We start from the raw sequence: 25,759 nt of genomic DNA on the forward strand, positions 1-25,759 counted from the left end.
CTCACACTTTCTCTTCTAATAGTTTCTTTGCATTTTCTATTAATATCTCTTTGTCATTAATAATATTCCCAAAAACTATTTCTTTTTCAAGTTTATTTAAAATTTCACCCATTATTTTTCCAGGTTTGACCCCTGCTTCTTGCACAAGATCTTTACCATTAATCTTCATTTCTTTTCTAGATTTAATCGGTAATTTATCATAATTGATTTTAAGCTCATTATCATCCATACCAAATCCTCGTATTTTTGCAATTTGGTTAGCTGTTAAAATAATTTCTATTCCATTTTGATAATATGTCTCAATATCTAACTTACTATCTTTGATTTTTTGGACACATAAACTAGCTGCAATAACATATTTAATAATGTTATTAGAACTCTTCCAAGAACGTAATAAATTGCTTATATCAGTATCTTTTAACTTAAAAACATCAGATAATAATGTCCAACATTCTTCTTCTGTATTTAATTTAAAGTCTGAAAATTCTAATATAGACTTTAATTCAGCATATTTATCTGCAAATAATGGACAATATTTATATAATTCTGTATCTAAAAATTCTTGTAATCCTTGTTTAGGGTTTTTACCCAAGAGAAGTTTAACCCATTCTACATGAATTCTTTCAATTGCAATTTTTTCAAGTAAATGGGAATTTTTCTTAATAGCATTGAAGGTATCTAGTTCTACTTTAAAATCTAATTGACTACCAAATCTGACGGCACGCATCATACGTAATGCATCTTCATGGAATCGTTCTTCAGGATTTCCAACGGCTCTTATAATGCCATTTTTCAAATCTTTCAATCCATCGAATAAGTCTATGATTTTACCCTTATCATCCATCGCAAGAGCATTGATTGTTAAATCTCTTCGTTTTAAATCTTCTTCTAAAGAGCGCACAAACTCAACCTTATCAGGTCTTCGATAGTCTTGATAAGTTGATTCTGTTCGAAAAGTAGTAATTTCATATCCAGTACCGTGGTCTAAAACCATCACCGTACCATGTTCTACACCTGTATCAACAGTCTTACTAAATATTTGTTTAATCTCCTCAGGATAGGCACTTGAAGCGATATCAACATCATGAATTGGTAAACCAAGTAAAGTATCGCGAACACTACCACCGACAAAGTATGCTTCGAATCCAACTTCTCTAATTTTCTCTAAAATAGGTAACGCTTTTTTAAACTCATCTGGTATATTTTCTACAATCATAATAAGTTCTCCAAACCTACCATCAATTCATTGTAATCACCAATTTTTTCTACAGCTAAAGCTACACCTGTCATAAATGATTCTCTATCAAATGAATCTTGTCTAATTGTTAAAGCTTCTCCCTTGCTACCAAAGAGAACTTGTTCATGAGCTACATATCCAGGTAATCTAACAGAATGAATATGCATTCCTTCATAATTAGCACCTCTAGCTCCATCTAAACTTTCAGTTTCTTCTGGATTACCTTGTTGATGTTCTTCACGAACTTCAGCAATTAATTTTGCAGTATTAATAGCAGTACCACTTGGTGCATCCAACTTATTATCATGGTGCATTTCAATAATTTCTACATCAGGCATATATTTTGCAGCTTGTTTTGCAAATTGCATTAATAAAACCGCTGAAATACCAAAGTTAGGTGCAATCAATCCACCAATACCGTTCTTTGCAGCAATTTCTTTTAATTCAACAATTTGTTCATCCTTAAGTCCAGTTGTACCCACAACAACTGAAATTTTATTTTCTAGTGCGAACTTAACATTTTGATAAACAGCACTTGGAATTGTAAAATCTATCCATACATCAATATCATTAACTGGGATTTGTTCATAATCTGTATATACAGGCACATCCAAGTCTGCAAATTCAGCAACTTCATTAACATTCTTTTCAGTAACTACGGGATTATAAACACCTGCAAGCTTAAATTTATCATTGTTTGCTACCATATGGATTGTTTTATTTCCCATACTTCCTTTGAATCCAGCAACTAAAACATTTATCATAAAAAAGTCCTCCCATGCATTATATTAATATCAATTATACAATACTCATCGTATTTATTAAAATACCGACTATCTAATAGTTATAAATAATATTATATCTTTGAAATTCATGATAGTATAGAACTATAAATACTATCTATGAAAAAGTGAACTTATATAAGGGGTGAATAATTAATGACTTATCAAAATGAAAAAATTAGTATTAAAGATTTAATTTTTATTACTATCGGTTGTTCTTTATACGCTTTTGGCTTAGTTACTGTAAATATTGCCAATAACCTTGCCGAAGGTGGAGCAACAGGTATTACCTTAATTATTAGATATTGGCTACATATCGATCCTGCATATTCAATTATTTTACTTAACATTCCTTTAATTTGGATTGGTTATCGTTATCTAGGAAAGAAAGCTTTAATATATACTATCTACGGAACTACCATGTTATCAATTTGGACTTGGCTTTGGCAAAGGATTCCTATTAATATCAATATTCATCACGACTTGTTCCTTGCTGGTGTTTTAGCTGGTTTAATTGGTGGTACTGGTTCTGGATTGGTTTATCGTTTTGGAGGAACTACTGGTGGTACCGATATAGTTGCACGTATTTTTGAAAAGAAACGTGGTATTGTTATGGGAAAAACATTACTTGCCTTAGATGTTATCGTTTTAACTTGTTCTTTAAGTTATCTAGACTTACGCCAAATGATGTACACTTTACTTGGTTCATATGTTTTTGCCCAAGTTGTTAACTTCATTCAAGAAGGTGCCTATGCTGCACGAGGGGTTATTATTATAACTAATCATCCAACAGAGATTGCTAATGATATAATTCAGAAAATGGAACGTGGTGTCAGCTATCTTAAAATTGAAGGTGCTTTTTCTGGACAAGAACGAAAAGCATTATACTGTGTCGTTAGTCCTAATGAACTAAATACATTAAAAGGATACATCAATCATCATGATAGTGAGGCATTTGTCTCTATTTTTGAAGTTTCTGAGGCAATGGGCGACGGATTTAGTTTTAATACCCCAAGTCGTTCACTATTGAAGTACATTAAAAAGGGAGGATAAATTTTTGAGTTTTCCTTATGAAAAGAGATTTATCTTGTATTTGCGTAATGAACGTTTTCTAGAAGAAAATACCATTGCTGATTTAACTCGTGATATCACACGTTTCTTTAATTATCTTAGACAAAATAATCCAAATTACCGTGATTCACTAAAAGTTTCATCAATTTCTAGCAATGATATTAAAGAGTATTTAAACACCTTATCAATAACTAATAATATTAAAAATACTACTTATAATAAGATGCTTACCCATATTAATACCTACTTTAAATTTTTATTTATTAATAATTTATCACCTGTTTTGCCTACTCTATCTATTAAAGGAAGAAAACGTACTGTAAATAAAGCTACTGATCTAGCTTGGACTGAAAAGTTAGCTGAATATTTAGTTGATGATAATCTGAGCCTTTATACTCGTATGACTCTCTTATTGATATCACATTTCTATACAATAAAAGAGATTTTACAAAGAGACTTTTATCAGGAACTAAATCAGATAGAATTTACAGATTTTGAGTATGAATTTATCAATTTATTTAATGAGGAGATTATAAACCTTCAGCAACGACAACATACTCACGATATCTTTTTGAAAAAGAGATTGGATATTGTTTCACCCCAATTAACTTTACCTGGATTACACAAATATTTAAAGAAGGACCAAAAGAGTATCGATATCAAGTTATCTCCTCGTGAACTATATCAAAATGCCGTATGTTATTTTATTCTAAATAATCAAAATTTAAGCGATACACAACTTATTCAGCAATTAAGATTAGAAGATCTTACATCATTAAATTATTATCGCCAAAAATCTTATAGTACAACCGAATAACTAAAAATGACAAGATTTTTCAAATTAAATCTTGTCATTTTTATATGTATGTATAATTCAATTAATGATCTACAAAATATTTTATTTTCTATCAGAATTAGCTTTAAAATATTTGCCTATACCAACTATAATATTATTAATTCCTATTAAAATTAAACAAACTGCCCATAATTTTTTAACCCTTACTCTATGAGCATATAATTTATTTTTTATGTATTTTTTCATTGTAAATAGTCCTCCCCTTTATATATCGCTTTCATTATATCATATTATAAAAGCATAAAAAAACTACCACAAATATAATGTGGTAGTAAATCGAGTAATTATTAATTTAATAATTCTTTTACGGTTGCATTGACTAACTTTCCGTCAGCCTTTCCTTTGAGTTTTGGCATTACTGCTCCCATGACTTTACCAAAATCAGCTTTGGACGTTGCTCCAACTTGGTCAATCGTTTCTTGAACAATGGTCTTCACTTCATCTTCACTAAGTTGCTCTGGTAAATAGCTTTCAACAACCTTTATTTCATTCTTAAGATTTTGAACAGCTTCATCACGGCCAGCATTCTTAAATTCTTCAAGAGAATCCTTACGTTGCTTTAACTCTCGAGATAACACAGCTATTTCTTCATCTGAAGATAAGTCATGTCCAACCTCAATTTGCTCGTTCACAACTGCAGCTTTTAACATACGGATAGTGCCAAGTTTGACCTTATCTTTTGCTTTCATAGCTGCAATCATATCTTTTTGCAATGACTCTAATAAGCTCACTACATCAAGCCTCCTAAATTAGAAACGACGCTTGTTTTTACGTTTACGAGCTGCTTCGGATTTCTTCTTACGCTTTACACTTGGCTTCTCGTAGAATTCGCGTTTCCGATATTCTTGCAAAGTACCTGTTTTTGAAACGGAACGTTTGAAGCGACGAAGAGCGTCATCAAGAGATTCGTTTTTACGAACGACTGTTTTTGACATGTGTGTTTCCCTCCCTCCGAGCTTAAATGTAACCGTCTTAAATAGCAAAAGTACATATTTCAACAGTTCTTTTCTATTGTAACTAATGCTTTATCTAGTGTCAATAATATATCAATAAATAATTTGTAATTTCTTGACATATTATTCTTTACTTAGCTAATAATACATTAATTCTTCATTCCATATGGAAATAATATCTATTTAAATGTATAATTAATTACATGTAAAACGCTTTTATAGGAGTGATAATATGTCTGATTCTATTACTAATATTTTTGTTATCTCTGATTCAGTTGGCGAAACTGGTCTTAGTTTAATTACTGCAGGTACCGTTCAATTTCCTAATAGTAAATTTAACATTCGCCGTTTTCCACTAACAAAAACTATTTCCTTACTTCAAGGTATTTTGAATAAGGCAAAAAGAGAAAATGCCATTATTTTACATACTTTTGTTAATCCTGAATTATCTGACTATGTTAATAATTTTGGTAAAGAAAATAACTTGCATGTTATTGATGCTCTAACTGGTGTGGTCCAAATTTTAGCCGAGATAACTGGAGAAAAACCTTTAAATGCAGCTGGATTAAAGCACAAACTCAATCCAGACTATTTCAAGCGTATTGAAGCTCTTGAATTTGCAGTTACCTATGATGATGGTAAAGATCCATCTGGTTTCCTTAAAGCAGATATTGTACTTTTAGGTGTTTCTAGAACATCTAAAACACCTTTATCACTATATCTTGCTAACCAAGGATATAAGGTTGCCAATCTTCCACTAGTTCCTAAAACTCAAATTCCTAAAGAAATTTATCAAGTTGATAAAAAACGTATCTTTGGCTTGACTAATGATCCTGAAGTTTTAAACAATATTAGACGTCAACGCATGATTTCTTATGGTCTAGATCCAGATACTGTTTATTCAAATATGGATAATATTAATCAAGAATTAGAATTTGCAACTAATCTATATAAAGAATTAGGATGCTTACAAATTAATGTAGCAACTAAGTCTATTGAAGAAACAGCAACCCTTATTATTGAAAGTCTTGATAGTGAAGATTAAGCAATCTAAAGCATAATTCCGATGTATTATCGATATTATGCTTTTTTTGTATATCAAAAAGAACCTTGTAATTTTTAATTTCCAATAATTACAAGGTTCTTCCTTACTTATCTTTCTTATTCACTCTTACTGTCATAACCGCATTAAACATATCTACCACACCAATAATAAGAATTAAAATCGTTAGTAAAAGATATTTTCTTTCAAAAATAAAAAGATTGAAAAATGATAAAATAAAACAAAAAATAGATACCCAAAAGTTAAGTTGTTTAATTAAATCTTTAAACATCGCTACCTCCTATTTCTTCTTCTATTTTTTAAAATTGCATAATTCAACGTAAAAATTCCAAAAACTGCCCAAAATATTGCAGTTATAAAAGCTTCAAAAACTCCTACAAATAAACAGAAAAAGGCACATACGAACGAAATTATTGCAACCCAAAATGTTCCTTCTTCAAATAGACTCTTTCTATTCATAAATTAACATCCCTTCTAATATAAATAGAATAACTTATATGTTATTGAATTTACCATTTTTAAATATAGATTTTGTTTACTTCTTTCACTGAGATATTTATTTCTTTTCCAATTTGGAAAATTTGTATCAATATAACTTTTTATTTCAGATAATAATTCTCTTTTTAATTTCCTATCTTTTTGCTTTAAAACTTTTCTAATCAATACATTTCCCAGTAAATTCCTAGTGAATCTATATTCCATCTCATCTTTATAACATGTTACTTTATGTACCTGATAATATTTAATTATATCATTGTATATCCAAAAAATATCTCTAATTCTTGTAGATTCATTATAAGAAATCGAATTACTTCTTTGTACATAATGAACTCCTATATGATCATCTACAGCTATTTCCTCTATATTTTGTAAATTAGCAACCATCTTGAAAAAGAAGTCCTGATCCTCATATAATCGTCCAACTGGAAATTTAAAATCCAATGTATCTAGCCATGACTTTTTATAAATTTTATTCCAAGCCACTACTCTACCTTTTACTAAGTATTCATTTAATGAATTATATTTTTTCACTACATCTTTTACTTTTTTATCTGGGAATTCCCAAAGAAAATTACTTTCAATAATTTTCTTCCGACCATTTTCCGATAAATTATACATTCTCTCAAACATTTGACTTTCAACGTAATCATCGGAGTCAATAAAAGCAATATACTCTCCTGATGCATACTGTAAACCAAAGTTTCTTGCATCAGACAACCCACCATTTTCTTTAGTAACTAATAATACATTAGAATAATTTTCTTTATAATCTTCAGCAATTTTATGAGAATTATCAGTACTTCCATCATCTACTAAAATAATTTCTATATCTTCTAGTGTTTGATTCACTAAGCTATCTAAGGATCTTTTTAAATATTTTTCTACATTATAAATTGGCACAATTATACTAATTTTCGTCATTTTTTCTCCTTATAACCTTTTTAATTCTTCTAGAAATCGCCCAAAATATTCTGAACACTAAATTTACATATCTCCCTAATTTTTCACCAAATATAGCATTATTCTTCCTAATTATTTCAATATGTTTTAAATTAGTTTTAGACTGCCATGATGCACTATAATGGTGGATACTATGCGTATTATCAGTTGTAGCTATCTTTCCTGTCAAAAAATTCATTGGTGAAAAATATTCCATTGGATAAATTGAAATACCGTTATCCAATTTTTGAAATTCATTTTTCTTCTTGAACCCTTTTTTTAAAAAATAGTTTGTCGCATATATTGGAATAGAAATCAAATTAAGACTCCCATCCTCATTAATAAACTTTATTTTATCGTATTCATGAAGTAGGTTACCGATATCATTATTATTTTTTTCAGCTCCAAATGCTAAACCTGGATTGATAAAATATCCATTCTCATTACTTTCAATACCCATAAATATTTTATTTTCCAATAAATCGTCAAAGTTCTTAATAACTTCTACATCTGTATCTAAATATATTCCACCATATTTGTATACTACATCATATCCGACGTAATCAGACACAAAACCCCATTTACCTTTTTCGAAAGCTTGTTTCATATACTCATTTTTTGTATAATCATAATTACTTTCATTCCAACATTTTATTTCATAATCAGGACATTTTTCTTTCCATGTATCAATATAATCTTGAAGTTCTTTGGGCAGAGGATTTCCGCCAAACCAACAGTAGTGAATAACTTTAGGTATCATTGATCTATCACCCCTAATTCTGTAATAGCTTTCTTTATATAGAATCCCGATCGAAGTTTATGAGCTATCTTTATAGTATTGGATTTAATCTCTTGATATTCTTCTCTAGTCATTTTATCTAAAATTGGTTTAATTTGTGATAAATTATCAACTACTATGCCCAATTTATTTTTATCAACAAATTCAGCTAATGCTGCCTCTCGCCATATAATGATAGGCATACCTGAACTTAAATATAAAGAAGTTTTATGTGGATTGTTATATTTAAGGTATTCACCGTATACACCACTACATTCTTTACTACTGTCTCCATCCCATATCAAGCCAAAATTTTGAGTTAGCAATTCTTTAGCTAATTCATCAGGTGGTAATGATCCTCTATATTCAATATGTTTACTTATTAAAGCTGGAGAAAAGTTAGGCCCAAATAATGTCAATTTAAAATCTGGCTCGTATTCTTTTAGAAATGCAGCTTTATTCAAATTGCCTGCATAACAAACACTTTTATCAAAAATATTATTTTCTTGTAGAGGAATATTATTATCATAATCAAAAATTTCTAAATCAACAATTGGTACCTCTACTCCACTATTTCTTAGCCAATCAATCATTTTTTTGTTATGAGCAATTACACCATCAGACATATTTAACAAATCCAGCTCAAAATTGTTTCCACCATTTTTAAATCGTAATGACTCTAAATCATGGATTAAGATGTATACCTTTTGAGAATTTTTCTTTAAATTCCTTATTATCGCCTTATTAGTACGCTCATTAAGTGCTGGATATTGAAAAATAGCATTCTCATATCTTCCTTTTAATCTAAAGGGTATATCAAATAAACTCTGTCTATAACTAACTAACTCTGCACGTCTTCCACCATAAAAATAGAAGTCTTGTATCTTAAAATCATAAATTTTTAAAAAATTTTCAACGTCTATCTTTGCCTTGGGGCCAGCTTCGTTTTGACTCTTATTATACATAGAAACAATTATGTTATTCATACATAACCTACCTCAATCTTAATATCTACTAAAAAGAGTAGGAAATGGAAACCATCCCTACTCCTCTTTTTTACATACTTGGTTCATAAAATCTTCCTAATATATGTACATTTTCAGCAATGCTGACAAATGCCTTAGGATCTGACTCACGCATGGCTTCTTTTAAGTCAAACATTTCATAACGAGAAATTACAGTTAATAATACTGTCTTTCTATCATGCTGATATGCCCCCTCAGCATCATGAATAATTGTAATTCCCCTTCTCATATGATGTTGAATAGTCTTAACTACAAGATCTGGTTTATTAGTAACTATCATCACTTGCATTTTTTGTTGACGAGTATAAACCATATCCATTACTTGAGCATTAATAAAAATTCCCAAAGCTGAATAAAAGGCATGTGGCCAACCAAAAACGAAACCAGCAGCTATAATTATAAACATATTAAAAACCAAGTTTACTGTACCAACTGATTTCCCAGTACGTTTACGCACAGTTAAACTAATAATATCTAATCCACCAGTTGAAATACCATTTTTTAATGCTAATCCTGTTCCAAAGCCATTAATAGTAGCACCAAAAATTGCACAAATAATGGGATCATTGGTCAAAGTAACTGGCTGAATAACTTTCATCATAATACTAGAAAAAACAACTGCCAAAATTGTAAAAATTGTAAATTTATGGCTAATTTGGAACCATGCTAATATAAACAAAGGTAAGTTCAACACAAATAACATTAGAGCTGTCGACAAATGAATTCCACTTGAAGCAGTTAATGTAGAAATCAACTGAGCTAACCCCGTAATACCTGAAGAATAAATCTTACCAGGATCCCAAAAGAAATTTAATGCAATTGATACCAAAATACCATAAATAAAAGCCATTGATGCTTTTGCAAAATACTGGTGTCTCTTCCACACCTTTTGCAACTCATCCATAATCTATAATTCCTCTCTTTTTATTAATTCCAATGCTGATTACGAAATTGTTCCCTACCGCCCATTTCTTCTAAAGCATATCTTTCCGGATTTTTCTTGTAGAAATCCTGATGATATTCTTCTGCCTCATAGAAGGGTTTAGCATTTTCAATTTGTGTTACGATTGGCTTATCAAATTCTCCACTTTCAGCTAAGGCTTTCTTTGATTCTTCAGCAATTTTACGTTGCTCTTCATCATGAACAAAAATTACAGGGCGATAACTATCCCCTCTATCTTGAAATTGCCCCATTGCATCAGTCGGATCTGTTTGGCGCCAATAGATATTCACTAATTCTGCATAGGAAATGATTTCAGGATCAAAAACTATTTTTACAGCTTCTGTATGACCTGTTGTATGAGAACATACTTGCTCATAAGTTGGATTTTCAACAAAGCCCCCTGTATATCCTGAACGAACACTAATAATCCCCGGCATCTTATCAAACGGCTCTACCATACACCAGAAACATCCACCTGCAAAAATAGCAGTATCTTTACTCATATAAGTCACCTCGTTCATTAAACTCATTAGATTGATTATATCATGTTTTCTAATATTATTTTATCCTTTTTTGCCCTTCTTGACAGATTTCCAATAATGGACAAGTTTCACATTTAGGGGCTCTCGCCATACATTGATAGCGTCCCCAGAAAATCATTCGATGATGAGATTTTATCCAATCTTCTTTAGGAACCTTTGACATTAATATTCTTTCAGTCTCCCTAACTGTAGCATCTTCTGGAACTATTGCTAAACGCTTAGAAATTCTATGTACATGTGTGTCAACTGCAAAAGCAGGAACACCAAATCTCTCAGCTAATACAACATCTGCCGTCTTTCTTCCAACACCAGATAAGGACATCAACTCCTTATGTGTTTTAGGCACAACAGAATTAAAATTCTCCACTAGCATTTTCGAGCATTCTACTAAATATTTGGCTTTATTTTTATAAAGACCGATAGTCTTGATATATTTAGCAACTTCTTTTGGATCAGTCTTAGCCATATCTATCGGATATTTGTACCTATCAAACAATGCTGGGGTGATTTTGTTTACCGCTTTATCTGTGGTTTGTGCACTCAAGATAACAGCTAATAAAAAATGATAATCACTATCAGCTATTAATGAAGTTGTCGCATTTGGAAACATTTTTCCCATTTCTTGTAGCGCATATTGTGTTTCTTTACTATCTAACATATAATCTCCCCCACTTAATCCAACCACTTTGTCAATGGTATTTTAGGTTTGTTCTCTTTATTTTTATTATTGTCGCTTATTGTATTAATGTTTTCTTTCCTTTTTTCTCTAGCTTTCTTTAAATTTTCTACATCTACCTTAGATCTAATTCCTTGTTTTTCCCAACTGAGTAAAATCCTGTCAATATATTTTAAATTATATGCCTGACTTAAAACAGCTTCCCTCAAAGCAAGTAATATTAGGTCTGTTTTATATTTATCTTCTTCTATCCAATCATTTATCATTTCTAATTCTATTGGAGATAAATCCCTACCAAATTCTACTTGGAAAGCATTAAATATTTTTTGTCTATCTTTTTCTGCCGATACATTTAATAGTTCTTTTTTTTCTTCATCTATCAATGAATCTAGTTTTTGGTATAAGAAATCAAAACTATAACTGTCAGTTTTTTGTCCTTGTTGATTTATAATTGTTTCAATCTTCAGTATTTTTTTCTCTATTAAATTGTGTAATTGTGTATATACATCATTAACAGATATTTGCAAACTTTTAGCTATATTTTCTAGTTCAGGAAATGTTTCCCCTTTTTGAAGATAACTATTAAGTTGTAAGTACAAAATAAATTCCGTATCAGTCATTCCTAATTTCTTATAGTTTTTCAATACCAGGTTTGAAATTACCGTATTTCCTTGATGTAGAAACTCTCTTAATGTACTGTCCAATTTTTTATCACCCGTTTCTTAATTCACTACCTTGATTTAAACATATATTACTATTAAAAAGCAATTTAAAAAGGCCGATGAAAATTCATCAGACCTCTTCAAAATAAATTTATGGATAAATCCTATTCAATAATCTTGGGAATGGAATTGCTTCACGAATATGATCTTCACCTGTAATCCAAGTTACAGCACGTTCTAATCCTAAACCAAAACCAGAATGTGGAACACTACCATATCTACGCAAGTCTAAATACCATTCATAATCCTTTACATCTAGGCCAGCTTTAATAATTTGTTCTTCCAAATACTTTGGATCTGTAGCGCGTTCAGATCCACCAATGATTTCACCGTATCCTTCAGGTGCTAACATATCAGCACAAATTACTACATCATCACGAGTTGGATGTGGTTTCATGTAGAATGGCTTAATGGCTTTTGGATAGTTCATAACAAAAACTGGTTTACTAAAATGTTCAGCTAAATATGTTTCTTCAGGAGAACCGAAATCTTCTCCCCATTTTACATCTGGGAATTTACCAGATTGTTGCAATAATTCAATTGCTTCATCATAAGAAATACGTGGGTATGGTAATTCCGTATATCTCTTAAGAACTTCTGTATCTCTACCTAGGATTTGTAGAGGATATTGACAGTTATCTAAAACGCTTTGTACTAAATATGCAACATAACGTTCTTGAATTTCTAGACTTTCTTCTTGATGCATGAATGCCATTTCAGGTTCAATCATCCAAAATTCAATCAAATGGCGACGTGTCTTAGATTTTTCAGCACGGAAAGTAGGACCAAATGAAAATACTTTTCCATAAGCCATTGCTCCAGCTTCTTCATATAACTGTCCAGATTGTGATAGATATGCATCTCTGTCAAAATATTCTGTATGGAACAATTCAGTTGTTCCCTCTGGTGCACTACCAGTCAAAATAGGTGCATCTAATTTAATGAAACCTTCTTTGTTGAAGAATTCATAAGTTGCACGAATCATTTCATTACGAATTTGCATAATAGCAAATTGTTTCTTAGAACGTAGCCATAAATGGCGATGGTCCATCAAAAAGTCTGTACCATGTTCTTTGGGTGTAATAGGATATTCATTACTTTCACCAACAACTTCTATTTCTTCAATTTCGATTTCATATCCGAAATGTGAACGTTTATCTTCATGAATGACACCTGTAACATACAAACTAGTCTCTTGCTTTACTTCCTTAGCAAGAGCAAATGTTTCCTCACTAACAGCATTTTTCACAACTACTCCTTGGAAATATGCTGATCCATCACGCAATTGTAAAAAAGCAATCTTCCCACTGGAACGTTTATTAGTAAGCCATACACCTATTTTTACTTTTTCGTTAACATGGTGTTTAGCATCAATAATACTAATCGTCTTCACTAATATAACCTCCTATTTTCTTTCTTCAACAAACATTTTAATACGTTTTACCGTTTCTTCAAGATTATCTAAACTTGCAGCATAACTTATTCTAATGTAATCAGACATTCCAAATGCAACTCCTGGAACCACAGCAACATGTGCCTTTTCTAATAAAAATTCTGCAAATTCAGAGACATTACTACATCCTACCAACTCTGCGGCTTTAGCAACATTAGGAAATAGGTAGAAAGCTCCTTGAGGTTTTGAATCAAACACAAATCCCGGAATTTCTTTAAGTTCCTCATAGATTTTATTTAATCTTTCTTCATAAGCCTCTCGCATAGTAGACACACTACTTTGATCTCCATTTAAAGCTTCTAAAGCTGCGTATTGACTAACTGCTGTCAAATTACTTGTAGAATGTCCAGCTACTGCAGCAATCTTTTTAATAAATTCTGCATCAGCTACCGCATATCCAACTCTCCAGCCTGTCATCGCATAAGATTTAGATAATCCACTTACTAAAATTGTCTGTTTTCTAATATCATCGCTTAAATCCATTAATGATACGAACCGAGTACCATTATAAACCAACTTTCCATACATGTCATCACAAATTATAACTATGTCATTCTTTACAGCCCAATTTCCAATTTCTTCCAATTCTTCTTTTGTATATACTAAGCCGGATGGATTTTGTGGTGAATTTAAAATCATCGCTACTGTTTTGTCGGTTCTAGCACTTTCTAAATCTGATGCTGTTACTTTTAGTCCCTTACTTGGTTTAACAAATACAGGTTTCCCATCCGATAATTTAATTTGCTCACCATAACTTACCCAGTATGGGAGTGGAATAATCACTTCATCTCCCTGATTTAGCAAGCATTGTGCTATGGCATATAAAGCAAATTTCCCACCAGTCGTAACTGCAACATTATCACTCGTAAAGTTAGTGTTATAGTCTTTGTTAGTAACCTCTGCTACTTTTTCTCTCAATTCCTTTATACCTAATACAGGAGTATATGAATCTGCTTTTCCATCATTAATTGCAGCAATAGCAGCATCTCTTATATTCTTAGGTGTTTGAAAATCAGGTTCTCCTACCGTTAAATTAATTACATCAATTCCTTCAGCACGCATTGCATTAGCTCTAGTTGATAGTGCAAGCGTTGCAGATGGTTGTATATTTTTAGCTCTTTGTGAAATTTGCATAGATAACTGCCTCCAAATTATATATTTTGAATGGATTTTATGATCTTTCCAGTTTTAAAACTTATCAAATCATAACAAATATTATTTTGATTATTCAAATATGTTACTTCCCAAACAGGTTTGTTATTTACCAATCCTAAGGAAGTTTTTGTTATCTTTTTAGGATTTCTTTCTATCTTAACGATATTCTTAGCTTTATTTACAGAAATCCCCTTATCCTGTGCATATATATTTACTTTTTTGCCATTTTGAGAAGTAATAACATATACCTCTTGACCACGCGCATTTGTTCCGTAAATAGTGTAATAAGTCTGTTTTCTATTAAATACATAAAAGTCTTCAACTTTTCTTACGTTACCATATTTCTTAGCCACCAAATAAGCTTCTTTTTTTTCTTGAACTTGCGGGCTTTGAGCTTTTGCGTAACCTAAAATTATTAAAAGAACAATAATAATAATTGTACTCCAAAAATAAAATTTCTTATTTATCCTTGAATCATGTTTTCTTCTCAATTTTCTCACCAAAATTTCTATTTGATTCTATACTATTAAATCATTAGTATCTGAGCAATATTATACAATAAAAAAAGCAAACTTTAAAATTTAAAATTGATAAAAAATGTGTAAAAAACTCATATTTTCTCTTTATTCACCCAAAAATGAAGTAATTTCTTTTAATAGATCATCAATTTTCAAACTTTTAAGATTAACTCCATCTGGAAACGAACTAATAAATTTTTCTCCGTAGTTTTTATTAGCAATTCTTGAATCAAGTAATACAAATATTCCTTTATCTTTAGGAGTTCTTATTAATCTTCCCCACCCTTGTTGCAATCTTAAAATTGCCTCTGGTAAAGCTAGATTATAAAATGAATTAATTCCTTTTTTTTCTAACTTTCTATACCTAGCTTTATTAAGGACAGTATCTGGAGACTGGAACGGCAATCGTGTGACTATTACCATCTCTAAATTATTTTCAGGTAAATCAATACCTTCCCAAAAAGCACCTGCTCCTAATAAAATTTTTCCTTCTCCTAGCATAAATCTTTTTTTAATTTTTTCTACACTACCAGTTATACCTTGCGCTAAAATCTCACGTTTACTTCCAATTTTCTTAACTAACTTAGGATAGACTGATTCAATTATTTCTAATGAATTAAATAATATCAATGTCTGTCTATTATTATTCAGCAATATTTTCTCTAAATCATGAGATAAATACTCTATGTATTCTTTTTTTGAAATCGACGTTATATCCGGAATATCTTTTAAAATATAGGCTCTAGTTTGTTTGCTATAATCAAAAATATTATCGTATTTCTTAATCTTAACCTGACTATTGAGATCTAATTGTCTAAACATGTAATCCCTAGTTTCTTTCATAGCTAGGTTTGCACCTACCAGTAAAACTGTAGAAAATTTTTTATATACTCTATCATTTAAGAAGTTCTCACCATCTAACATGATAAAATTCAAACGTAAATGTCCATTTTCTTGTTTATATGGATATGTCAACCAGATAAACTCTGTTTCCAATTCATCTTCCAATCTATTTAAATCTAGATATGACCAACTTTTCATTTCGCTTAATAAAAGATTAAGTAACTTTTGATAATCATTTATTAACTGAATTTCATCCAATCCCAATCTCCCAGTAACAATGGCTATGCTATACTTTTGAGAAAATTTATTTTGAAGCCTTTTTAAATTTCTTAAAGCTTTCTCAATTTTTTTGAATATAAATAAATTTGCCTTAATCATTCCTCTAAGATTCAAAGGTTTTATTGGAACTTCAACATATACATCTGATGCTTTGTTCATATTTGAATTAAGATAAGTCATAAAAATTTCTCTTAGATTCATTATTTCATAGTCTATAGTTTGAATTGGTCTTATTAACTCAGTATATTGTGCTTTAGTAATAAAATTTATCTCTACTAAATCTCTAAATGAAAAAGATAATTGTGATTCCATTTTTACTAGTAATGAATCAGAAATTATTTTTATTTGATCAAAATCTATTGTTTTTCTATTTTCTTTAAGCAAATTATCATTCAGGTGCTGTGCTTCATCAACTATTAATACCGTGTCATTTCCGCCTAATTTATCAACATGACTTAATAAATAAGCATGATTTGTAATAATTATATTCGCATGTCTTCTCAAAATTTCTTGCCGCTTTAAAAAGTCTACTGAATAAAATGCACTTTTTTTATTTAGTCCTCTTATCCCATGATGCTCTATTTGTGCAAAAATTGTATCTTGCATACTCAATAAGTTAAGTTCTTCCATATCGCCAGTTGAAGTTTCCATAAGCCAAACTAATAAAGTCATCTGTATTTGAGTGGCCTTTTTTGACTGAGGGATAGATAAACTTTGGTAGAATTTATCTATATCAATATAATGCTGGCTTCCCTTTAAATTTACAATATTCAAATTAAAAGGAATAACTTCTTTTAACATTGATATATCCTTATCTATTAACTGATTTTGTAAAGTTGTAGTAGCGGTACTTATTACAACTTTTTCTTCAGTAGCTTTATATGCAATAGGCATTAGATAGCCTAATGTTTTACCAATCCCAGTTGCGGCATCATATATATATTTTTTTGATTTTTTTTCATTCAAGTCATTATTAATATCATCCATCATTTTTATTTGACTAGAACGCCATTCCAAGACTTCAGAAAAAAGATTTTGCTTTTCATCCTTTGTCTCAGGATATTCTTGTTTTGATATTTTTTCGTCTATGAGTTTAGGCCTTTTTAAGACAATATCTTCTACGACCATTAAATCATTAGGTAACTTCTCTTCTCTATCCTTTTTATTAAGGTATACTTCATTAAAAAATTCACCTGTTTGAGCAATTAAAGAATCCCCCATTTTCGCTAATCTTTGCAATAGAATTAAGGGGAAAGTTTCAATTCTCTTTTTTAAATTAATTAATAATTCAGCTGTTGCTTTAGTATCACTATCCGCTTTATGAGGATGTATATGAGAAAGTTGTAGATACTTACTAACATCTATTAACCTATATGAGACTAATGTTGGATAAATTATTTGTGTCAGCTGAACTGTATCCATCATTGGTAATTCCAATTCTGGGTATCCAGCCCTTTCTAATTCAGAACTTAAGAAACTATAGTCAAAATTCACGTTATGCGCTACAAAAGTTGTATTCTGCAACATCGCATAAATTGTTCCTGCAACTTCATCAAAATATGGCGCGTACCGTACATCTTTATCTTTTATTCCTGTAAGTTTCTTTACTTCAGCTGGTATAGGCATCCCTGGATTTATTAAGGTAGAAAAATGATTTACAATTTTATTTGATTGTACAAAATCACAGCTAAATTGAATTATTTTATCGCTACCATCTTGTTTAGGACCTGTAGTTTCTAAATCAACCACTGCATATATTCTTTCTTTTATCATTAATCTCACCTTCATTGCTAAAATTCTCAACCATCTTAATCTTAGCATAATTTCTTATTACCAGTATACATACTTTACTGTTCCACGTACTTTTTATAGGTATCTACTTCCTATTTCTTTATCTAAATTTAAAAATATTCTTTTAAAAATCCCTAGCTATATTATTGTTTATATCATTAATAACATGTATAATTACACTGTTTGTACTACTATAGAGGTATATAAAATTCGAAGGGAGAAGAGTGATTTGCATATATTTCATGATGCTAAGGGTTCTAGTCATGCAAAAATTATTTTAATTGGTGAACATGCTGTCGTATATGGTCATCCAGCAATCGCTCTGCCATTAAAAACCGTAACCGCAACTGCAAGTATTAAAGTTATACCATCATCAAGTGAACAAACTATTACAAGTTCTTACTATGATGGTTCAGTTGATGATATGCCTAAAAATATGCTCGGTATTAAGAAATTAATTTTAAAATTAGTTTCTGATTTACGTATAGAAAATGGATTTGAGTTACATTTATCCAGTCAATTACCCGCAGAAAGAGGTATGGGATCTTCAGCTGCCGTTGCGATTTCTATTATTCGTTGTTTTTACAACGCTACCGATACTAGAATTAATCATAAAAAACTATTATCATACGCTGATATTGCTGAAAAAGTTACTCATAACAATCCTAGTGGTTTAGATGCTACAACTAGTGCTAGCGATAATCCTATCTGGTTAATTCGTAATAAAGAAATTACACCTATTCCAATTAACCTAGATGCTTATCTACTAATTAGTGATAGCGGTATTAAAGGTCAAACAAGTGAAGCAATAAAAATTGTTAAAGACCAACTTAATACAGACGAAATATCAACTTCATCAAAGTTAGCTGCATTAGGTAGATTAGCACAAACCACTAGAGATCAACTGGCTAATAATGATATAGTAGGACTCGGAAAAACATTTACTTTAGCCCAAAAAGATTTAATTTCTTTAGGTGTTAGCACTCCTAAATTAGATAATCTTATTACTATAGCACTTAAAAACGGCTCACTAGGTAGTAAACTTACTGGTGGCGGTCGTGGTGGATGTTTTATCAGTTTATTGAAGACAAAAAAAGAGGCAGAAGTACTTGCTAAAATTTTAAATCAACACGGGGTTACTAAAAATTGGATAGAACCCCTATCGAATCTTTAGGAGGAATTTATCGTGTCCAATCACGCTGCTGCACGAGCACACACAAATATTGCATTAATTAAATATTGGGGAAAAAAAGATACAGAGCTTATTCTACCTATGAATAATTCTTTATCACTAACTTTGGATCATTTCTATACTGATACTTCAGTTACTTTTGATTCAAGTTATACTAAAGATACTTTTATTCTGAATGGAAAAGAAATTCCTAATGAAAATGTGCATAAATTTTTAAACATCGTTCGAGAAAAAGCTGGTATTTCAGAATTCGCAAAGGTTAACTCAACTAATCATGTTCCTACAACTGCTGGATTAGCATCTTCCGCTTCTGCTTTTGCTGCATTAGCTGCTGCTGCAAGTAAAGCTAGTGGTATGAATTTATCTCGTCGCGATTTATCTCGTTTAGCCAGACGTGGATCGGGATCAGCTACTCGCTCTATTTATGGTGGTTTTGTTGAATGGCAAGCAGGTGATAATGATCTAAATTCTTATGCTGTTCCATTTATTGAAAATGTGTCTTGGGACATAAAAATGATTGCAGTTGTTATAAATAGTAAACCCAAAAAAATAACTTCGCGTGCTGGTATGCAAACTGTTGTTAATACTTCTCCTTATTATAATTCTTGGATAAAAGAGGCTAACTGCTCTATTCCATTGATGAAAGAAGCTATTAGCAAACAAGATTTTACTACTATGGGTGAATTAGCCGAAGAAAATGCTATGAAGATGCATGCTTTAAATTTAAGCGCTCATCCTCATTTTAGTTATTTTTCTCCTGAAAGTATTCAAGTTATGAATCTTGTAGAAGAATTACGTTCAATGGGAATTGAATGTTATTACACCATGGATGCTGGTCCAAATGTTAAAATTATTTGTCTAGGAAAAGATACTGCTAGTATCACTTCCTTTTTACAAAAAAATCTTCCTAACACTGAAGTTTTGGTTTCTTCAGCGGGACCAGGTGTACAATATCTTGATTAATTTACAAAGAAAGGTTATGATGTTTTGATTTCTGTCAAAGCTCCAGGAAAATTATACATTGCTGGTGAATATGCTGTTGTTGAAACTGGACAACCAGCTATTCTAGTGGCTTTAGATCAATTTGTATATGTAAATTTGGAAAAGAGTAATGATTTAGGGTCAATCATTTCTAAACAATATAAAGAAAATTCTTTATATTGGAAACGAGAAGGTAATCAAATTATTTTTGATAATCGAGACAATCCATTTCATTATATTTTATCTGCTATTAATTTAGTCGAAGAATATGCCCAAAGTCTAGGTAAAAAAATGGAATTCTATCATCTAAAAATTGATAGTGAATTAGATAGTCCTGATGGAAAGAAATATGGACTTGGTTCTTCTGCTGCAGTCACTGTAGCAACTATTAAAGCTCTATCTGAATTTTATGAACTAAATTTATCAAAAGAGCATCTTTTTAAACTAGCTTCTATTGCTCATTTAAATGTTCAAGGAAACGGTTCTTTAGGGGATATCGCTGCTAGTGTTTACGGTGGTTGGATAGCTTATCATTCTTTCGATAAAGAATGGCTTAAAGTCGCTCAAAGATCCTATACAATTTCCGAACTTTTAGATTTAAATTGGCCTAATTTGAAAGTTACTCAATTGACTCCACCTGATAACTTAAACCTTCTAATAGGTTGGACTGGATCTCCTGCATCAACTTCACATCTAGTAGATGCAGTTGCCCTTCATAAGGCTAATAATCAAAATAAATACAATCATTTTTTAGAAAATAGTTGGAAATGTATCGATACAATGATTACTGGTTTTAAGGAAAATTCTCTATCCAAAATTCAAGAATCATTAATATATAATCGTGAATTACTCCGAAATTTAGCTAGTTTGAGTTCTGTAGAAATCGAGACTCCCCTACTAACTAAACTTATCACTTCTGCAGAAAAATTTGGTGGAGCAGCAAAAACTTCTGGTGCTGGTGGAGGAGATTGTGGTATTGTTCTAATTGATAAATCTATGAATGTTGAGCCATTATTTGCTTATTGGAAAGAAAATGGAATAGTCCCATTATCATTGCACGTTTATCAAGATTAATTACAGGAGATTATTATGAAAATTCATCAACATCGCAAAAATGAACATCTTTCTTTAGCTGAAAAATTTTTTAAAACTCAATCATCTAATCAGTTAGATGAAGTGCAATTAATTTATAGTAACTTACCTGAGTTAAATTTATCAGATATAGATATAAGAAGTACGTTAGTCGGTAAAGATATTCCTGTACCCTTTTTTATTAACGCAATTACTGGAGGAAGTTCACAAACTGATGATATAAACTATAAATTATCAACTGTCGCTGCTAAAACAAATATACCTATGGCCTGTGGCTCTCAAAGTATTGCTTTAAAATATCCTAGTTTATCACCAAATTTCAGTAAAATAAGGCAACTAAATCCAAATGGCTTTTTGTTAGGCAACCTTGGAGCAGGTCATTCTTACTCAAACTTCAATGTTGCTCAACAAATGATTGATGCTAATGCAATGGAACTGCATCTTAATGTTTCTCAAGAATTAGTCATGCCTGAAGGCGATACTGAATTTGTGTGGAAAGATAATATTCGTGAAATAGTTAATAATTCATCATTTCCTTTACTTGTTAAGGGGGTTGGACAAGGATTAACTCCTATGACTATTAAAGAATTAGCTGATATTGGTGTTAAGTATATCGATCTTTCTGGCAAAGGTGGTACTAATTTTATAGAAATTGAAAATCGTCGTCGTAAACAAAAAGAATTAGCATTTTTGCAAGATATTGGTATGACTACTGCTCAATCCTTAGTAGCTGCTAAACTTGTAGATGAAGACATTTCTTTCACTGCCTCTGGGGGAATTAGAAATTCTCTTGATATAGTAAAATGTTTAGTTTTAGGAGCTGACAATGTTGGTATTTCTGGCCTATTTTTACATATTTTATTACGTCAGGGAACTGAGAGTTTAATTGAATATATAACTAATTTAAAAATTGAAATTAAAAAAATTATGTTGATGCTAGGTTGTAAAAATATTGATGACTTACATAAATTACCAGTAATTTTAAGCTCTGAGTTATTAGTTTTTAAAAAGCAAATGACTGAGTTATTAAAAAATAAAGGTTGAGATTTTTAATCCCAACCTTTATTTTTTATACGCATATTTTGTTAAAAATAATTGAAACAACAATTCTGGATTCTGACTACTTGTTTTTAACTTTTCTTCTATTTCGGCCAAACCTAAGTAAGCAGATTTCAAACTATTATTGCTAAATTTACGAGCATTCTGCATAGCTAACTTCACTCTAAAGGGATGAACTTTTAAAGTTGAGGCAATACTTCCTTGATCATAGCTATGCTTCTGTAATATTTTAACTTGTAAAAGTAATCTAAATTGTCCAATTAAGATCGCATTTATTTTTATTGGCTCTTCTTTTTGTTCTAAAAGTTCATGATATAATTCAAATGCTTCTTTTATCTTTTTATCACGAACAAAATCTACCAAGTCAAAAACATTTTGTTCCAGCGATTTTGTAACTAATCCATCTACCTCACTAACTGTAATCTTTTTAGTATCAACAGTTGCTATTATTAGTTTAGAAAGTTCATTCATTATTTTAGAGAAATTGGCATTAGTTAATTGAATTAATCTGTCTATTGCTCTTTTTTCAATTATAACTTTTTTCCCATCACAATATTTTATAAGATATTGTCTTATCTCAGATTCATTCAACGAGGAAGTATCCACTATTTCAGCTTTTGACTTTAACTCTTTAACTACTTTCTTACGTGAATCTAACTTATCATAACTTGCTAATACTACTAACAAAGTATCTGGAGAAGGATTTTGCAAATATCCTATCAATTCATTTACATCTTGTTCGATAGAATGTTTCTTTGTATCCCCTGTTAAAAAATATGGATGAGTAATAATCACCAATCTTTTTTCACTAAAAAAAGGAGCAGAAATTGCATCTGCTATTGCAGTTGCAATCGAAGTAGTTTCCATATCATAAATTGCAGCATTAAATTCCCTATCACTTTCAGGAATATAGTTCCAAAATAATTCTTTAACTTTATTATTAAGATATGTATCTTCCCCTAAAACTAAATAAACATTTTTTAGACTATTATTTTCTATTTCTTTGCGCAACTCATCTACTTTCACTTTTCTATCTCACTTTCTAATTAATATTTTTCCATATTTAGTACTCATACAAAATTTGTCTTTAGACACATTTACTACTTTTATCATTCCCTTATCGGAAGTCATTAAATATGGAATACCATTTGCATTTAATGTCCTCAATGTTTCAATATTAGGATGTCCATACCTATTATTAAGACCTACCGAAATAATAGCATATTGAGGTTTTAAACTTTTTACAAATTGATCTGCAGTTGATGTTTTACTCCCGTGGTGTCCTACTTTTAAAATATCACATCGTAAATCAGGGTACTTTTCTATTACTTTTATTTCATTTTCTTGATCTAAATCACCCGTAATTAAAAAAATTAGCCTGTCCATAGTATATTTTAGAACTATAGAATCTTCGTTTTTCCCTTTTCCTTCAACAAATGGATGTAAAATATCTATTCTTTCTTTAGAAAAATCACTAGTATCAGTAATAGGCTCTACCACTTTATCATTACAGATATTCGATTCATTCAATCTTTTATTAAAACTAGGTAATTTCTCCATTCCTAAAGGAACCAAAATTTTTTTGATTTTTATTTTTTGACTAATACTTGGAAAATTGCCAACATGATCTGCATCTTGATGTGTTAAATAAAGCTTATCTATCGAATTAATTCCTTTACTTAACAGATAATTAACTATAATCCTTTCACCACTAGTCTGGCTTGTCCTACTTCTCCATTTTTCATGCTTAAAACTAACTTTTCCACCTGTATCTACTAAAATTATTTGATTATTATTTTTTTCTCTGATTAGAGTAGCATCACCTTGTCCAATGTCAAAGTAAACTAATTCATCTTTATTTCGATGTATTTGACTATATGAAAAAATGTATACCAATACTTGTAGATAAATAACTACATTTTTTCTCCTGCTAACTTCTAAACAGATCATAAGTGATAGTAATAGTATAACTACCGTTAAATCCGGTTTTCCAAAAGTTATCATTGGTGAACTATCTGCTAATTTCTCAAAAAAGATAGAAATTAAAAACAAAATAGTATTACTAATTTTTGAGAATACATTTAATAGTACTCCTATTATTGTAAATGGTAGAATTATATATTCAAAAATTGGAATAATGCATATAGATAGAAAAGTAGTCAGTACATTCCATTGATATGTATGCCATAACATTAATGGTATACTATATCCACTCATCTTTATACCAATCTTTATACTATTTTCTTCCTCATTTAGAATTAAAACTAACGTCAACAAATAGCTTAACTGCATTCCCATAGTGAATAATATCATTGGTGAATATAATAGGTTTATAATTATCGTCAATGACCATGAAGTTAATTTATCTATCTTTATTGATAAAAAATATCTACTAAATATAGGTATCCATACCATAAATACTGCACGTATAATACTTGATGAAGAACCTGCTAAAATCATGTATATAGGGAGACAAATAATTAACCACATATCTACCGTCTCTGCTGTTATCCGTAGTATTTGTGCTAATTTTTGCAGAGTTTTCACTAAATAAAAAACATGCATTCCTGATAAACTGAAAAGATATAATAAGCCTAATTCTTTGATACTACTATTTATATCATCAAATCCATCATCCCTATATCCTACTACTAAGGCTGTTGAGTATCCTCGTAAATACTTAGGAAATAATTGTAGATAACATATTATACTTTTTCTTAAATCATGTAATTTACATAAAAGTTTATATTTAGAGGGAACTTTATTGTTTTCTAAACTTATATGTTTAACAGTTAAACCATTATATATCTTTTTACTTTGACAAAATTTTTTATAATCAAATTCATTTTCATTAGTAGGAGGAGAAATTCCTTTAATTTTTCCTGTTACAGTATATACATCACTATTTATTTGTTTTTTGAAATAATTCTGCTCTGCTTTAGATTTTAAATAATAATAAGTACATATCTGTTGTTTTCCTTCTAACCATCTTCCTGTTAATGTCAGTAAATCTCCGTTAACTTTTATATTATCTGCATATACCAAAATATGCTGGTTTTTAACACTTAATTCTTGTTTTATTTCTCTACTTTTACTACATTGATAGTAATTAAAAATATATGTTATACATCCTAGGCACCATATTAAACAAATGTTTACTATACAAATACTTTTAGTACATAAAATTCTCAAACAAATTAAACATAGTACCACTATAAAAATATAATTGAATTCAAAAAATAATAATTCAATAACCACTAAAAGAATTGCACAGAAAAAAATAACAATCCTGTACAATACTTTTTATT

General features: G+C 30.3%; 27 protein-coding genes. 7 read left to right on the top strand and 20 right to left on the bottom strand.

Features of this window, described 5'->3' with window-relative positions; all coding sequences use genetic code 11:
• Position 1 precedes the first annotated feature (1 nt).
• Positions 2–1,216, bottom strand: a complete 1,215-nt coding sequence (locus tag FC55_RS00750) for a CCA tRNA nucleotidyltransferase (RefSeq protein WP_003700094.1) — start codon at positions 1,214–1,216, stop codon at positions 2–4.
• A complete protein-coding gene (gene dapB, locus FC55_RS00755) occupies positions 1,213–2,001 on the bottom strand; it encodes a 4-hydroxy-tetrahydrodipicolinate reductase (RefSeq protein ID WP_003700093.1) in 789 nt (262 codons plus the stop codon). The genes FC55_RS00750 and dapB overlap by 4 nt, the downstream gene beginning before the upstream one ends.
• A gap of 174 nt (positions 2,002–2,175) precedes the next feature.
• Between dapB and FC55_RS00760 the strand changes: the two genes are divergently transcribed.
• Together FC55_RS00760 and FC55_RS00765 are read left to right on the top strand one after the other, a co-directional pair.
• Positions 2,176–3,072: a YitT family protein gene (locus tag FC55_RS00760; protein ID WP_003700092.1), complete on the top strand. Its 897-nt coding sequence runs from the start codon at positions 2,176–2,178 to the stop codon at positions 3,070–3,072.
• Positions 3,073–3,076: 4 nt separating this feature from the next.
• Complete coding sequence (locus FC55_RS00765; RefSeq protein WP_003700091.1) at positions 3,077–3,907, top strand: site-specific integrase; 831 nt, start codon at positions 3,077–3,079, stop codon at positions 3,905–3,907.
• 81 nt (positions 3,908–3,988) lie between these two features.
• Here the strand turns inward: FC55_RS00765 and FC55_RS10010 are convergent, their stop codons facing one another.
• From FC55_RS10010 to rpsU, 3 genes are all read right to left on the bottom strand, one after another.
• Positions 3,989–4,132 (bottom strand): hypothetical protein, encoded by a 144-nt coding sequence (locus FC55_RS10010; protein ID WP_003700090.1) that lies wholly within the window; start codon positions 4,130–4,132, stop codon positions 3,989–3,991.
• A gap of 101 nt (positions 4,133–4,233) precedes the next feature.
• Positions 4,234–4,677: a GatB/YqeY domain-containing protein gene (locus FC55_RS00775; protein ID WP_003706153.1), complete on the bottom strand. Its 444-nt coding sequence runs from the start codon at positions 4,675–4,677 to the stop codon at positions 4,234–4,236.
• 18 nt (positions 4,678–4,695) lie between these two features.
• On the bottom strand, positions 4,696–4,881 hold the full coding sequence (rpsU, locus tag FC55_RS00780) for a 30S ribosomal protein S21 (protein ID WP_003694124.1): 186 nt from the start codon (positions 4,879–4,881) through the stop codon (positions 4,696–4,698).
• Positions 4,882–5,131: 250 nt separating this feature from the next.
• On the opposite strand from rpsU, the gene FC55_RS00785 reads away from it, so the two are divergent.
• Positions 5,132–5,944, top strand: a complete 813-nt coding sequence (locus FC55_RS00785) for a pyruvate, water dikinase regulatory protein (protein WP_003700088.1) — start codon at positions 5,132–5,134, stop codon at positions 5,942–5,944.
• Positions 5,945–6,047: 103 nt separating this feature from the next.
• On the opposite strand, the gene FC55_RS00790 is transcribed toward FC55_RS00785, so the two are convergent.
• From FC55_RS00790 to FC55_RS00850, 13 genes are all read right to left on the bottom strand, one after another.
• Positions 6,048–6,233, bottom strand: coding sequence for a hypothetical protein (locus FC55_RS00790; protein WP_003700087.1), 186 nt, complete (start codon positions 6,231–6,233; stop codon positions 6,048–6,050).
• 2 nt (positions 6,234–6,235) lie between these two features.
• Positions 6,236–6,421, bottom strand: coding sequence for a hypothetical protein (locus FC55_RS00795; RefSeq protein ID WP_003700086.1), 186 nt, complete (start codon positions 6,419–6,421; stop codon positions 6,236–6,238).
• A gap of 15 nt (positions 6,422–6,436) precedes the next feature.
• The gene (locus FC55_RS00800) at positions 6,437–7,384 is read right to left on the bottom strand and encodes a glycosyltransferase family 2 protein (RefSeq protein ID WP_003700085.1); all 948 of its coding nucleotides are present in this window, start codon (positions 7,382–7,384) and stop codon (positions 6,437–6,439) included.
• A complete protein-coding gene (locus FC55_RS00805; RefSeq protein WP_003700084.1) occupies positions 7,371–8,162 on the bottom strand; it encodes a glycosyltransferase family 32 protein in 792 nt (263 codons plus the stop codon). The genes FC55_RS00800 and FC55_RS00805 overlap by 14 nt, the downstream gene beginning before the upstream one ends.
• Positions 8,159–9,166 carry a sugar transferase gene (locus FC55_RS00810; protein WP_003700083.1) on the bottom strand — a complete coding sequence of 336 codons (1,008 nt, stop codon included), beginning with the start codon at positions 9,164–9,166 and terminating at the stop codon, positions 8,159–8,161. Before FC55_RS00810 ends, FC55_RS00805 begins: the two co-directional genes overlap by 4 nt.
• A 70-nt stretch (positions 9,167–9,236) precedes the next feature.
• Positions 9,237–10,109: a YitT family protein gene (locus FC55_RS00815; protein ID WP_003700082.1), complete on the bottom strand. Its 873-nt coding sequence runs from the start codon at positions 10,107–10,109 to the stop codon at positions 9,237–9,239.
• A gap of 23 nt (positions 10,110–10,132) precedes the next feature.
• On the bottom strand, positions 10,133–10,651 hold the full coding sequence (gene msrA / locus FC55_RS00820; protein ID WP_003703770.1) for a peptide-methionine (S)-S-oxide reductase MsrA: 519 nt from the start codon (positions 10,649–10,651) through the stop codon (positions 10,133–10,135).
• Positions 10,652–10,706: 55 nt separating this feature from the next.
• Complete coding sequence (nth, locus tag FC55_RS00825; protein WP_035149732.1) at positions 10,707–11,348, bottom strand: endonuclease III; 642 nt, start codon at positions 11,346–11,348, stop codon at positions 10,707–10,709.
• A 14-nt stretch (positions 11,349–11,362) separates the two neighbouring features.
• Positions 11,363–12,070 carry a DnaD domain protein gene (locus FC55_RS00830; RefSeq protein WP_003700079.1) on the bottom strand — a complete coding sequence of 236 codons (708 nt, stop codon included), beginning with the start codon at positions 12,068–12,070 and terminating at the stop codon, positions 11,363–11,365.
• 109 nt (positions 12,071–12,179) lie between these two features.
• Positions 12,180–13,481 carry an asparagine--tRNA ligase gene (asnS, locus tag FC55_RS00835; RefSeq protein ID WP_003700078.1) on the bottom strand — a complete coding sequence of 434 codons (1,302 nt, stop codon included), beginning with the start codon at positions 13,479–13,481 and terminating at the stop codon, positions 12,180–12,182.
• A 12-nt stretch (positions 13,482–13,493) separates the two neighbouring features.
• On the bottom strand, positions 13,494–14,675 hold the full coding sequence (locus tag FC55_RS00840) for a pyridoxal phosphate-dependent aminotransferase (RefSeq protein WP_003700077.1): 1,182 nt from the start codon (positions 14,673–14,675) through the stop codon (positions 13,494–13,496).
• A 17-nt stretch (positions 14,676–14,692) separates the two neighbouring features.
• Complete coding sequence (locus tag FC55_RS00845; protein WP_003700076.1) at positions 14,693–15,196, bottom strand: cell wall elongation regulator TseB-like domain-containing protein; 504 nt, start codon at positions 15,194–15,196, stop codon at positions 14,693–14,695.
• Between the two features lie 123 nt (positions 15,197–15,319).
• Complete coding sequence (locus FC55_RS00850; RefSeq protein WP_035149729.1) at positions 15,320–18,109, bottom strand: helicase C-terminal domain-containing protein; 2,790 nt, start codon at positions 18,107–18,109, stop codon at positions 15,320–15,322.
• A 247-nt stretch (positions 18,110–18,356) separates the two neighbouring features.
• Here FC55_RS00850 and mvk point away from each other — a divergent pair, with 247 nt between their 5' ends.
• The 4 genes from mvk to fni are packed head-to-tail and all read left to right on the top strand — an operon-like array spanning position 18,357 to position 22,436.
• Positions 18,357–19,301, top strand: a complete 945-nt coding sequence (gene mvk, locus FC55_RS00855) for a mevalonate kinase (RefSeq protein WP_035149727.1) — start codon at positions 18,357–18,359, stop codon at positions 19,299–19,301.
• A 12-nt stretch (positions 19,302–19,313) separates the two neighbouring features.
• Positions 19,314–20,282 (top strand): diphosphomevalonate decarboxylase, encoded by a 969-nt coding sequence (mvaD, locus tag FC55_RS00860; protein ID WP_003700072.1) that lies wholly within the window; start codon positions 19,314–19,316, stop codon positions 20,280–20,282.
• A 24-nt stretch (positions 20,283–20,306) separates the two neighbouring features.
• Entirely contained in the window at positions 20,307–21,374 is a 1,068-nt protein-coding gene (locus FC55_RS00865) for a phosphomevalonate kinase (RefSeq protein ID WP_003700070.1), read from the top strand.
• 15 nt (positions 21,375–21,389) lie between these two features.
• On the top strand, positions 21,390–22,436 hold the full coding sequence (gene fni, locus FC55_RS00870; protein ID WP_003700069.1) for a type 2 isopentenyl-diphosphate Delta-isomerase: 1,047 nt from the start codon (positions 21,390–21,392) through the stop codon (positions 22,434–22,436).
• A gap of 18 nt (positions 22,437–22,454) precedes the next feature.
• On the opposite strand, the gene holA is transcribed toward fni, so the two are convergent.
• Both holA and FC55_RS00880 read right to left on the bottom strand, forming a co-directional pair.
• Complete coding sequence (gene holA / locus FC55_RS00875) at positions 22,455–23,477, bottom strand: DNA polymerase III subunit delta (protein ID WP_003700067.1); 1,023 nt, start codon at positions 23,475–23,477, stop codon at positions 22,455–22,457.
• Between the two features lie 9 nt (positions 23,478–23,486).
• The gene (locus tag FC55_RS00880) at positions 23,487–25,709 is read right to left on the bottom strand and encodes a DNA internalization-related competence protein ComEC/Rec2 (RefSeq protein WP_003700065.1); all 2,223 of its coding nucleotides are present in this window, start codon (positions 25,707–25,709) and stop codon (positions 23,487–23,489) included.
• Positions 25,710–25,759 lie beyond the last annotated feature (50 nt).

The sequence above is a fragment of the Ligilactobacillus salivarius DSM 20555 = ATCC 11741 genome (assembly GCF_001435955.1).
GTDB lineage: Bacteria > Bacillota > Bacilli > Lactobacillales > Lactobacillaceae > Ligilactobacillus > Ligilactobacillus salivarius.

Coding starts and splice junctions, on each gene's coding strand:
- FC55_RS00805 (WP_003700084.1), bottom strand. CDS start 8,162: ATGATACCTAAAGTTATTCACTACTGTTGGTTTGGCGGAAATCCTCTG.
- FC55_RS00795 (WP_003700086.1), bottom strand. CDS start 6,421: ATGAATAGAAAGAGTCTATTTGAAGAAGGAACATTTTGGGTTGCAATA.
- fni (WP_003700069.1), top strand. CDS start 21,390: ATGAAAATTCATCAACATCGCAAAAATGAACATCTTTCTTTAGCTGAA.
- FC55_RS00815 (WP_003700082.1), bottom strand. CDS start 10,109: ATGGATGAGTTGCAAAAGGTGTGGAAGAGACACCAGTATTTTGCAAAA.
- FC55_RS10010 (WP_003700090.1), bottom strand. CDS start 4,132: ATGAAAAAATACATAAAAAATAAATTATATGCTCATAGAGTAAGGGTT.
- nth (WP_035149732.1), bottom strand. CDS start 11,348: ATGTTAGATAGTAAAGAAACACAATATGCGCTACAAGAAATGGGAAAA.
- FC55_RS00810 (WP_003700083.1), bottom strand. CDS start 9,166: ATGAATAACATAATTGTTTCTATGTATAATAAGAGTCAAAACGAAGCT.
- rpsU (WP_003694124.1), bottom strand. CDS start 4,881: ATGTCAAAAACAGTCGTTCGTAAAAACGAATCTCTTGATGACGCTCTT.
- FC55_RS00785 (WP_003700088.1), top strand. CDS start 5,132: ATGTCTGATTCTATTACTAATATTTTTGTTATCTCTGATTCAGTTGGC.
- FC55_RS00800 (WP_003700085.1), bottom strand. CDS start 7,384: ATGACGAAAATTAGTATAATTGTGCCAATTTATAATGTAGAAAAATAT.
- FC55_RS00850 (WP_035149729.1), bottom strand. CDS start 18,109: ATGATAAAAGAAAGAATATATGCAGTGGTTGATTTAGAAACTACAGGT.
- FC55_RS00840 (WP_003700077.1), bottom strand. CDS start 14,675: ATGCAAATTTCACAAAGAGCTAAAAATATACAACCATCTGCAACGCTT.
- FC55_RS00760 (WP_003700092.1), top strand. CDS start 2,176: ATGACTTATCAAAATGAAAAAATTAGTATTAAAGATTTAATTTTTATT.
- FC55_RS00790 (WP_003700087.1), bottom strand. CDS start 6,233: ATGTTTAAAGATTTAATTAAACAACTTAACTTTTGGGTATCTATTTTT.
- dapB (WP_003700093.1), bottom strand. CDS start 2,001: ATGATAAATGTTTTAGTTGCTGGATTCAAAGGAAGTATGGGAAATAAA.
- FC55_RS00750 (WP_003700094.1), bottom strand. CDS start 1,216: ATGATTGTAGAAAATATACCAGATGAGTTTAAAAAAGCGTTACCTATT.
- msrA (WP_003703770.1), bottom strand. CDS start 10,651: ATGAGTAAAGATACTGCTATTTTTGCAGGTGGATGTTTCTGGTGTATG.